This window comes from Neobacillus citreus (genome assembly GCF_018343545.2).
Taxonomy (GTDB): Bacteria; Bacillota; Bacilli; order Bacillales; family Cytobacillaceae; genus Neobacillus; species Neobacillus citreus.
The window spans coordinates 21522-32292 of record NZ_JAGYPE020000065.1; the positions used below are offsets into that span (position 1 = coordinate 21522).

At 38.9% G+C, this 10771-nt stretch carries 12 protein-coding genes; 10 read left to right on the forward strand and 2 right to left on the reverse strand.

The window, feature by feature from the left end:
- Window positions 1–20 precede the first annotated feature (20 nt).
- Window positions 21–1088, forward strand: coding sequence for an alpha/beta fold hydrolase (locus KHB02_RS24740; protein ID WP_213140963.1), 1068 nt, complete (start codon window positions 21–23; stop codon window positions 1086–1088).
- 84 nt (window positions 1089–1172) lie between these two features.
- On the opposite strand, the gene KHB02_RS24745 is transcribed toward KHB02_RS24740, so the two are convergent.
- Window positions 1173–1952 carry an alpha/beta fold hydrolase gene (locus KHB02_RS24745; protein ID WP_213140962.1) on the reverse strand — a complete coding sequence of 260 codons (780 nt, stop codon included), beginning with the start codon at window positions 1950–1952 and terminating at the stop codon, window positions 1173–1175.
- 212 nt (window positions 1953–2164) lie between these two features.
- Here KHB02_RS24745 and KHB02_RS24750 point away from each other — a divergent pair, with 212 nt between their 5' ends.
- The 4 genes from KHB02_RS24750 to KHB02_RS24765 all read left to right on the forward strand — a co-directional run bounded on the left by KHB02_RS24750 (window position 2165) and on the right by KHB02_RS24765 (window position 5654).
- On the forward strand, window positions 2165–2713 hold the full coding sequence (locus tag KHB02_RS24750; RefSeq protein WP_213140961.1) for a hypothetical protein: 549 nt from the start codon (window positions 2165–2167) through the stop codon (window positions 2711–2713).
- Between the two features lie 165 nt (window positions 2714–2878).
- On the forward strand, window positions 2879–4021 hold the full coding sequence (locus KHB02_RS24755; RefSeq protein WP_213140960.1) for a sensor histidine kinase: 1143 nt from the start codon (window positions 2879–2881) through the stop codon (window positions 4019–4021).
- Entirely contained in the window at window positions 4014–4613 is a 600-nt protein-coding gene (locus tag KHB02_RS24760; protein WP_213140959.1) for a response regulator transcription factor, read from the forward strand. Before KHB02_RS24755 ends, KHB02_RS24760 begins: the two co-directional genes overlap by 8 nt.
- Window positions 4614–4775: 162 nt before the next feature.
- Window positions 4776–5654, forward strand: coding sequence for a processed acidic surface protein (locus tag KHB02_RS24765; protein ID WP_213140958.1), 879 nt, complete (start codon window positions 4776–4778; stop codon window positions 5652–5654).
- A 60-nt stretch (window positions 5655–5714) separates the two neighbouring features.
- On the opposite strand, the gene KHB02_RS24770 is transcribed toward KHB02_RS24765, so the two are convergent.
- Window positions 5715–6563 (reverse strand): alpha/beta fold hydrolase, encoded by an 849-nt coding sequence (locus KHB02_RS24770; protein ID WP_213141317.1) that lies wholly within the window; start codon window positions 6561–6563, stop codon window positions 5715–5717.
- 184 nt (window positions 6564–6747) lie between these two features.
- Between KHB02_RS24770 and KHB02_RS24775 the strand changes: the two genes are divergently transcribed.
- From KHB02_RS24775 to KHB02_RS24795, 5 genes are all read left to right on the forward strand, one after another.
- Entirely contained in the window at window positions 6748–6942 is a 195-nt protein-coding gene (locus KHB02_RS24775) for an IDEAL domain-containing protein (RefSeq protein ID WP_213140957.1), read from the forward strand.
- Window positions 6943–7095: 153 nt separating this feature from the next.
- Window positions 7096–7866 (forward strand): nucleotidyltransferase domain-containing protein, encoded by a 771-nt coding sequence (locus tag KHB02_RS24780; RefSeq protein ID WP_213140956.1) that lies wholly within the window; start codon window positions 7096–7098, stop codon window positions 7864–7866.
- Between the two features lie 79 nt (window positions 7867–7945).
- Complete coding sequence (locus KHB02_RS24785; protein WP_213140955.1) at window positions 7946–9121, forward strand: LL-diaminopimelate aminotransferase; 1176 nt, start codon at window positions 7946–7948, stop codon at window positions 9119–9121.
- Between the two features lie 91 nt (window positions 9122–9212).
- Window positions 9213–9662, forward strand: coding sequence for an SRPBCC family protein (locus tag KHB02_RS24790; RefSeq protein WP_213140954.1), 450 nt, complete (start codon window positions 9213–9215; stop codon window positions 9660–9662).
- 129 nt (window positions 9663–9791) lie between these two features.
- Entirely contained in the window at window positions 9792–10667 is an 876-nt protein-coding gene (locus KHB02_RS24795; protein ID WP_213140953.1) for a cadherin-like beta sandwich domain-containing protein, read from the forward strand.
- The last annotated feature ends 104 nt before the right edge of the window (window positions 10668–10771 follow it).

Sequence of the window (10771 nt, forward strand, 5' to 3'; positions counted from 1 at the left end):
AAAGGGAGGGAAACATTACCGTGGCTGTAGAGACACCTTTTAGGAATTTGATTCCAGAATTGAATTATGAGAAAGAAACGGCACGTTGGAAGAATGTTGTTAAAGCATTAACTGGACCTGCGCCGAAAATGGGGCACTCGCCAAGAAACGAAGTATGGCGGAAAAATAAATCGGTTTTATGGCATTATCCAGCTAAACAAAAAAAATATGAAATTCCATTATTTTTTGTTTACTCTTTGTTTAATAAGCCATATATTTTAGATGTTGCTCCCAAGACCAGCGTGATCGAGGGTCTCACAAATTTAGGCTATGAGGTGTATTTGTTAGATTGGGGTGCACCAGGCTACGAGGACAAAAAAATTGGTCTCGATACTTATATCGACAAGTATTTAAGAACTGCGGTCAAGCGTGCAATCCGCCATTCCGGAGCGGATGAAATTACCGTTGTCGGTTATTGCCTGGGCGGAACGATTGCTTCCATTTATGCGTCAATTGCTGATGAGCCGATTAAAAATTTAATCGTTGCAACTGTGCCAATTGATTTCCAACCGGCTATTGGTCCGGATAAATGGACAGAAGGCATTAGAAACGGTGATATTAACATAGACAGCTTTATAGATGTTTATGGCAACATCCCGCCTAAAATGGTCGAAGGCATGTTCAGGGCAATGCAAGCACCTGTTTATTTTACTAACTACACAATGCTGCTTTCAAGGGCACATGACCAGCGTTATGTTGATAAATGGCAGCGGATGAACAAATGGACAGTTGATCAGGTTCCATTTGCAGGAGAAGCCTACCGTCAATTATCCAATGACCTTTTTAAAGAAAATAAACTGGTAAAGGGTGAGTTGGTTATTGGCAATAAAAAGGCGGACTTAAAAAATATTAAAGCCAACTTATATGTTATTTCTGGTTCTAGAGACCATTTAATCTTGGAAGATCAAAGTAAACCAATCATGGACCTAGTTTCCAGCGAGGATAAAACGTATGTGGTTGTTGAAACGGGGCATGTAGGCCTGGCGCTTTCTGGATTATTTGGCAAAATTGTAGATCAATGGGCATCCAGCCGTTCCAATCCTCTATAATAAAGAAGTAGGAATAAAGTAAGGTACAAGGACATATATAGTAAATAGTGTTGCATAAAAGAGGAAGGAATAACTTCCTTCCCCTTAACTTGCAGCCTGGTGTTTATTCAAAAAATTGCGAAGCACTTCATTAAACGCGTCTTTTGCTTCAAGTTTAGCAACATGGCCGGTATTTCTAAAAACGACAAACTCGGAGTGGCGGATTTGTTTATGCATTAAATATTGAATCCAGACAGGTGTTACGGAATCATATTGTCCGCCAATAATAAGGGTCGGCACCTCGATTTTTGGAAGGAGTGTTAAATTATTGACCTTAAGACACGCTTCCATGGCTTTAAAATAATATTCCTTGTTCGGACGGTAAAATTCGTAAAATTGCTCAAAATTCTCATCCGACCAAGTATACAGGCAAACCTTTGCTGCAGTTTCTCTTGTAATGTCTGGAGACTTATTTTCTGCCCGTGCCTTTCTATAGGCTAAAAATAATTTCCCGAAATTTTTCGGGGCATAATGGAACGTGCTGACCAGCATTAAGGAACGGCACACTTCTGGTGCCTGACGGTAAATCTCTTGTGCAACCATGCCGCCCATGGATAAACCGCAAATGTGGGCGCTTTCAAAGCCTAGCCCTTTAATAAGACTTATACAATCGGCTGCGAAGTTTTTTATTGAAATCTCACCAGGCTTTTGATATTCACCGTGTCCTCGTAAATCAGGAATAATTAAGTCATATTGATCTGCTAATTCAAACTGATGTAACCAACCTTCTTTTACCTCCCCAAGTCCATGAATAAAAACTAAAGGCTCACCGGCACCGAGTCGTAAATAAGGAATTTCGTGGGTGACTTTAAAAAAATTACGCAAATTGCATTCCTCCCTGTGATTTTTAATAACCTTTGTTTCCTTCATTTCTATAATATATACATTTACAATATTCTGATTATTTTATTATATAATCGGTGTTGACAAAATATAACACATAGGTGTAAATTACATATATAGACTAGCAATGAAATTACATAAAGAAAATGCCAGCTTTAAGCGATTGGACTTATAATGAAAAAGGAGGAAGAAATATGAGCACAACAAAGAAAAATGGCCAAGCTGAAGAATCTCTTCAGACCAACCAATTAGTTGACACACTTTGGAATCAATATGAACAATCCTTAGACCGTGCCAGAAAGATTCGTGAAAGCAGGGAAGATGCTTACTTAAATGCAGTTAAAGAGGTAGTAAAGTTTAATCAAGAATTCAGATTTTCGCTTGGAAATCTATACCGTACTTTTAGAAACACCAATAGTGAATTAGTCAAGGGTGTTTCCAACGGACTTGTAAAAGAAGAAGCAAAAAAAGTTGTTCGCCCAGAATTAAAAGAACAAATTGAAGAAGTAAATGGCAGGATTGAACAATTGGTGGCTGCTCCGATCGCTGCGGGACTTGATTTGGTTGCTCGCACCGAAAATAGTTTTATTGAGAATAGTGAAAAATATGTTGAGTACTCAAGAGCGCGCAGAGGCAGCTGGCAGCAAGTTACAGATGGTTATGTAAAAGCAGCAAGAAAAAGCCATCAACAAGTGCTTAACCGCCTTGAAGAAAGTGTAAAAGTATTTGTAAATGCAAAATAATGATTTGAAACACGGCTGTCCATTTGGATAGCCGTGTTTTTATTTTTTATTCATGGGCTTTAAAGCTGTTTTGTTTTCATAAAATAAAGAGTATAAAGAGGAAAATTTAATCGTTTTCGGCTATGATAGAAAGTAAAGGATTTCAGGAAAAAAAGAGGTTCAGCTATGCTAAAGAGTTTACTGACATTCCAAAAAGCGAACGGGATTGCACCGTATATTTGGACTGTTCTTTGTATTTTGCCATTTTATTTTATTTTTCAGGCTCCAACAACACTGCAAATCGTTGTTGGGATTGCGCTGACATTGGCGTTCTTTATTTTCTATCGGATTGCCTTTATTTCCAAAGGCTGGCTTGTATATGTTTGGACAATGATTTTGATTGCGATTTCCATAACGGCAACCAGCCTTTTCAGCTATGTATATTTCGCTTTTTTTCTTGCTTACTATCTAGGAAATATCAAGGATCGGGTTGCTTTCTTTACATTGTACTTTATCCATTTGCTAAGTACTTCCGCTTCCATCAATTACAGCATTGTCATCCATGAAAAATTGTTTTTGCAGCAACTCCCATTTGTCATCATTATTTGGATTAGCGTCATTCTCCTTCCATTTAGTATTCATAACCGCAAGGAGAGAGGGCAGCTTGAAGAAAAACTCGAGGATGCCAACAAACGGATTTCTGAACTGATTAAACTCGAGGAGAGGGAACGGATTGCCCGCGACCTTCATGATACACTGGGGCAAAAACTTTCCATGATTGGGCTAAAGTCTGATTTAGCAAGAAAATTAATCTCGAAGGACCCCGATCAAGCCCGAAACGAACTAAAAGATGTTCAAGCTACGGCCCGAACTGCATTAAGTGAAGTAAGAAAAATGGTTTCCTCCATGCGGGGAATTCGTTTAAAGGATGAAATTCAGCGTATTAAACAAATGCTTGCAGCGGCTCAAATCAATCTGGAATGCAGAGGAGAATTTATTTTAACAAATGTCACGCCATTTACTGAGAATATTTTAAGCATGTGCTTAAAAGAAGCGATTAATAATGTTGTGAAACACAGCGGGGCTAGCAGTTGTTTAATCTCTATTGATCAAACGCAGAAAGAAGTCGTGATGACGATACATGATAATGGTTCATTTAAAACTGCCAAGGGGAAAATTTCTGATGGCCATGGTTTAAGAGGGATGCAGGAAAGGCTGGAATTTATCAACGGCAGTTTAGAGCTATTGACAAGCAATGGTACTGCTATAATTATTAAAGTCCCAGTAGACTTAAAACCTCGCCAGGATAGGAGAGTTGGAAATGATTAGGATTGTCATCGCCGAAGATCAACAAATGCTTCTCGGAGCTTTTGGGTCATTACTTAATTTGGAAGAGGACATGGAGGTAGTCGGGAAGGCCACCAACGGAGAAGATGCTGTTACTCTTGTCAAGAATCTAAGTCCTGATGTTTGTATAATGGATATTGAGATGCCCGGCAAAAGCGGACTTGAGGCCGCAGAGGAAATTAAGTGTCTAAGCTGCAAGGTGATCATTTTGACAACCTTTGCCCGATCAGGGTATTTTCAGCGGGCTTTAAAGGCAGGGGTAAGTGGATATCTTTTAAAGGATAGCCCAAGTGAAGAATTGGCAAGTTCCATCCGAAGTGTTGTGGCAGGAAGACGAATTTATGCGCCAGAATTAATGGATGATGTGTACGCCGAAGAAAATCCATTAACAGACCGGGAACGTGAGGTATTAGAACTGGTAGCAGACGGCAAAAACACAAAAGAAATAGCGGAAGAGCTTAGTATCAAAACAGGGACGGTCCGGAATTACATCTCCATTATTCTCGATAAACTGGAGGTAAAAAACCGGATTGAAGCCATAACCCAATCAAAGGAAAAAGGCTGGTTTAAATAGGTTTTCCAGCTTGCTTGTTTTTATTAATCGAAACGGGTGCCGATATGAGGCATCTTTTTTTTGCAATTTTTAATTTAACCAAATCAGCCAATAATTTTCATTTCTTAACTTTTTTACATAGGGAACATTAATATTGAACAATGTTCTGAGGAGGGAAATAAATTGAATTTAAAGAGGATCATTAGCTTTTCCTTCATCCTGTTCATGTTTTTGTTTAGTGTTCCTTTTGTATCTGCAGCGCCATCAGATTCAGAACTAAACCAGTATTTGCAGGAAATTGGTTGGACGAAGCAAGAACTTCAGGATTACCTTGACTTTTATGAAATTCCCATGGATGAATTTGCTTCAATTGATGAACTTCGTGAGTTCCTCGGAACACCTATCAATGAACAAAATTTGCAGGAACTATTAACGAAGTATCATCTTTCCCAGAAAGAAATGGATGATTTGTTGAATCATTTTGGTGATTCTCTGGGGGAGTATAAGTTCATAGAGGATTTGGATTCTGCATTAGACTTTTATGTCAATCATGATGAGTATATGGCTGATATAGAAAGTGAATTAAACGAAATTGGGATTACTGAAGAAGAGTCTGAAAAGTTTTTTAATTATCTTGGGCAGGTAGAAGAGAAAAACAAATATCAGTTGGACCAAATGGATTTGTACGACTCCCTTTTGGAAAAATTTGTAGGTCTTGATGATACCACCGACCTTACCGAAGAACAGCAGGATGAATTGGTGCAAATACTCACTGAAACCATTGACACTTATGAAATCAAGGTTCAATTTAAAGTCAACAATCAGAATATCTCCTTAAAAGAACTGCTAAAAATGAAGGATGCACCTGATAATTTGTATATCGGTATATCCAGTATTGCAGGTGAACCATTAATTGACTTTACAATTCCAGGGTCATATTTCCAAACTGGAGAAACAATTAACCAAGGAGAACAAATGATTCATTTGGGGGAAATCTCCAATGAGTTTATTGATCATCTTCATGATGAAAAATACCAAAATGCAGATAACCGATATAAATAAGGAATTACCCGCCAGTATCGCAAACCTGGCGGGTTTATTTGCATAATGTTCATAAGTTTTTCAGCTGGATGCATTTGTTTGGAATTTGCCAATGTAGTTTTTTATATATTCGAATACTTCCATGGGACGTTCCTCTGGCAGAGCATGGCCGGTTTCTTTTAAGATAATCAATTCCGAGTTTGCTAGGTCCTTGTTCAATTTCTCTCCAATTTTTAAAGGCACTGATTTGTCCTGGTCACCCCAGATTAATAAGCAAGGTGTTTTGATTTGTTTTAAAATTTCCGGTGGAAGATCGCCTTCGCGATCGCGAATCATCCGTGTTAAGGCAACAAATATTTCATCCTGTAAAAAGGGCTGCAGATAGCCATTTATCATCTCTTCATTAATAATGGAATGGTTATAAAGGGCCTCCTGAAGGTTTTTCTCTACCCCGGTTCTGGCAAACCAATACTTTACGAAGCGATGAAAGTAAGGCAGGTAGCTGGTAAGAATGAGCGGAAGTTTCGCGCGTTTTAAATAGGCTGAGCTGCAGAGTAAAATAGCCTTGTCGGCAAGCTCCTGTTTTAGGTGAAGAATATTTAAGACAATTTGTCCACCCATAGAATGGCCGATGAAAGTCATTTTTTTTAAGCCCAGTGATTCGATAAGCTGTATGACGGTATCGGCTAAATTTTTATAGGAGTAGATATATCGGCTGCATTTTGCACTTTTCCCAAAAGGGGGAAGATCAATAGATAACACCTGATACTCATTCTTTAATAACGAAATTAAATGACGATAGGTGAAGGTGGAAGAAAGAAAACCGTGCAATAAAACGAAGGTCCTTTCTGCGTTTGGATTAGGATAAAATTCATAATAAACATTAATGTTATTTAGCGGCTTATACCCTGCTACAACATTCTGCTCCATCATCCTTCCTCCCAATTAACAAAAATAGATGAAATTAATATTCCCCCTTTTATTAATCCATACAACAATAAATTTAAATAACTCCTTTTTTAATTCCTAAATTTTTTAAAATTTCCAAAATAAAGTGTTTGAATTTTTAGAAAACTAACTGTATAATAAAAAAAAGCTCAAGGAGTTGATTTCCATGGAAAAGAAGTTACTTAATTCCCCGCAACATTCGGATGAAAACACTGATTCTGTCCTTGCTGAGATGTTTTTAAACAACGCCCTGCTTGAATTTAAAAGGGAGAAGATCCGGAAGGAAATCGACCAAACGTTACAAGACGGTAACAAGGAATTATTTCTTCAATTGACAGAAGAACTGAAGAAAATTAGCTAGTTCCGAACAACCTACTATCTATTATGACAAAACTTTAAAAAAGAAGCCCTATCCAATACGGATAGGGCTTCTTGGCCGTTCTGACGAGAATTTCATTTGGACCCTGAACCCTTTTTTTGTATGATAAAGAAAAGGAATCGGGGGCGGTTAGTAGTGAAAGAGAAAATTATCGAGGAATTAAAAAAAATCGAAGAGCAATATGCCGTTAAAATTTGCTATGCTGTTGAGTCAGGCAGCAGGGCATGGGGATTTCCTTCAAAAGACAGCGACTATGATGTTAGGTTTATTTATGTCCCCAAAAAAGAATGGTATCTTTCCATTGAAGAAAAGCGGGATGTTATAGAACTGCCAATAAATAATCTCTTGGATATAAATGGATGGGAGCTTCGTAAAGCACTCAGGCTTTTTAAAAAATCAAACCCGCCCCTAATGGAATGGCTACATTCGGGAATTGTATATTATCAGGCCTATTCTTTAGTAGATAAAATGAAGGCAATCCAAAACCAGGTGTTCCGGCCTCAGTCGGCCCTTTATCATTACCTGAATATGGCCAAAGGGAATTACCGTGACTATCTTCAAGCAGATGAAGTGAAAATTAAGAAATACTTTTATGTGCTGAGGCCGGTTTTAGCCTGTAAATGGATTGAAAAATATAATAGTGTCCCGCCTATTGAATTCCAGGCATTAGTGGCGGACCTTATTATGGACGGCCCTCTTAAAAATGAAATCAATACTTTGCTTGATAGGAAAATACGGGGCGATGAACTTAACCTTGAGCCAAAGGTTTTTATTATTAATGAATTTTTGGAGAATGAAATAAATCGAATTGAGGATTACGCAAAGAAAACGTCTTTTCCGAAACAGGATATTTCCCCAATACTGGATGAACTATTTAGGGACATACTTGACGAGGTATGGCCTTAATTACCAAAAAATATGTTAAAATATATAAAAATATTATTTTGCGAAAAATTTCGAATAAATAAAGAATGAGGGGAATTCTATGAATATCGTTGCATCCGAGAAACTTCAAAAAATGTCATCGAGTATTTTTCAAAAGGTGGCCGATCAAAAGCAAAAGGCATTAAAAAATGGAATTGATGTCATCGATTTGAGTGTCGGAAGCCCGGATTTTGCACCGCCAGCGTTTGTAGTCGAGGCATTAGCAGAAGCGGCAATGGACCGAAGTAAATATGGCTACACTTTAAAAGGGATTCCTGAATTTAATGAAGCCGTTAGTTATTTTTATAAACAGCGTTACGATGTAGAACTTAATCCGGCATCTGAGGTTATTCAGCTAATGGGTTCGCAGGATGGACTTGCTCATTTAGCGATGGCGGTTATTAACCCTGGCGATTATGTTCTGGTACCTGACCCTGGATATCCAATCTATGAGGCAAGTGTGACGATTGCTGGCGGAAATATTTATCCAATGCCGTTATTGGAGGAAAACAGGTTTCTCCCTCAACTAGATGAAATTCCTGCAAAGGTTCTAGAGAAAACCAAATTGATGATTATCAGTTATCCAGGTAATCCGGTTACCGCTCTCGCTGACAGAAGCTTTTTCCAAGAGGTGATCCGTTTTGCCAAAAAGCATGAAATCCTAGTTTTGCATGATTTTGCCTATTCTGAGTTAATTTTTGATAACAATCCGCAAATTAGTTTCATGTCGATTCCGGGAGCAAAGGAGGTTGGGATTGAGTTTAATTCACTTTCCAAAACATTTAATATGGCAGGCTGCCGGATTGGCTATGCGGTCGGGAATGAACAAGCACTTGCCATCCTGGCTTCTTTAAAATCTCATATCGATTATGGTGTGTTTTATCCAATCCAAAAAGCAGCCATAACTGCTTTGACTTCGGATTTCTCATTTTTGCAATCACAAGTGAGAGAATACGAGAAACGGCGTGATGCATTGATATCAGGCCTTTCAAAAGGCGGGTGGCAGGCGGCAAAATCTCCGGCGACAATGTTTGTCTGGGCAAAAATCCCATCAGGATGGACATCCCGTCGCTTTGCCTTTGAACTGATTGACAGTAAAGGAGTTGCGGTTATTCCTGGAGATGCGTTTGGAAAGCTTGGTGAAGGCTATGTCCGGATTGCCTTGGTTCAGCCTTCGAAACGGCTCTCTGAGGCGGCAGAGCGCATTCAAGAATTCCTTAGGGAAACTCAAGTTTAATTCTTCTAATTAAACCTTTCTTAACATATATCTTTAACAAAAGGCCTTCACACGACTGAAGGTCTTTTACTTTGAAGGGGAGAGGGAGATTATGCCTAGCGGAATGCATCAGGTCGAACTGGATTTGCCAATTGATGTGATTTGGGACTTTGTAAAGGATATGGACAATTGGGCACCGCTTGTGCCGAACTATATTCAACACGAAAAGCTAAATGAGCATAGGTCCACATGGGAGTTTAAAAGCGATATTGGCATAATGAAGAAGAAAATCAGTTTAATAATTGATATTAATGAATGGAAAGAACCAATAAGAGTCAGCTTTGCCTTAAAAGGCAAAAGTGAAAAATATTCTGGCGAAGGATTTTTCGAAGCAAAGGCAATAAACGTAAAAAAAACAAGATTAACTGGCTTTCTTGAAGTGAACGTTATTGGGAAGATGGCCGGAGCGCTGAACTCGAAGCTGGAGACCGCACTCCCAGAAGCGGTGAAAGAAATGGCGGAGGCTATTTCGGAAAAGCTTGTGGAAGTTAAATCTGTTTAATAGGTGCATCGATATCGATTAAACAAGAAATTCGCAGTTTGTAAAAGTTAAGGTAATCTTAAGCTTGGCATGGTATGTTAGTCCAAAATCCACTATCAATCAGATAGTAGACAGGGGGATTAGCAGCTTATGTTAAGTACAGGGCTTAAAAGAAGTATAAATTTATTTCTTGTTACCGCTATTGCCGGTATGAGTTTGGTCCATTTTACACCTGTTGTGTATGCAGAAGCGACTGAAACAACTCAACAGCCCCAGACGGCAAGTGCATTGACAAAACTTGAAATCGACGGAGTAAAGCTCGACAAGGAGTTCTCAGCAGATGTAAAAGAATACTCCGCTTCCGTTGTAAATGAAGTTGAAACTATTAAGATGCTGGTAGAAGGGAATGAATCAGCCTCTGCCATCACCATTAATGGTCAATCTGTTCTTAGAGGGACACCTGCTGTTTTTTCACTTCAGTCTGGTGAAAATATTTTTCAGATTATCATCTATGATGCCAATCATGCAGAAACTACCTATAAAGTTCATGTAACCAGGTCCGCAAAGGTTGAACCGGTAACTCCGGCCGCTGCTGCAAATCCGTCAAACCAGGCTGCAGGCAATGTTGCTCAAGCAACCATTTTGAGCAGCGGTAATTCCGGTTTTCAGTCAAGCCTTACACGTACCAATACAAATGCAAATACTGCTTCTCAATCTTCCACACAGTCTATGAGCGGAACAACGCAAACGGTGAGCAAGGCTAAATTGTCTGCTTTAACGGTCTCCGAAGGCACATGGGATAGTTCGTTTACTTCTGATGAGTATACATACCATATTGCTGTACCAAGTGATACAACAGCCGTGACGATTCACCCAGCCGCCGCATCTCAAGGAGCCTCAATAAAAATTGAAGGCGGAACTAACAAAACAGTCCAGCTTGACAATGATAATAAAACAATTATTTCCGTAGTCGTCACCTATAACGACAATGACCGGAAAACCTATGTACTTGTCTTTGACAAATAAGTTTACTAAAAAGCCTGCTATCGCAGGTTCAGATTGTAGACAAAAGGCATTCGAATGAGCCCATTCGGATGCCTTTTTGTTGGATTATTACTCGTAAGAGCAAA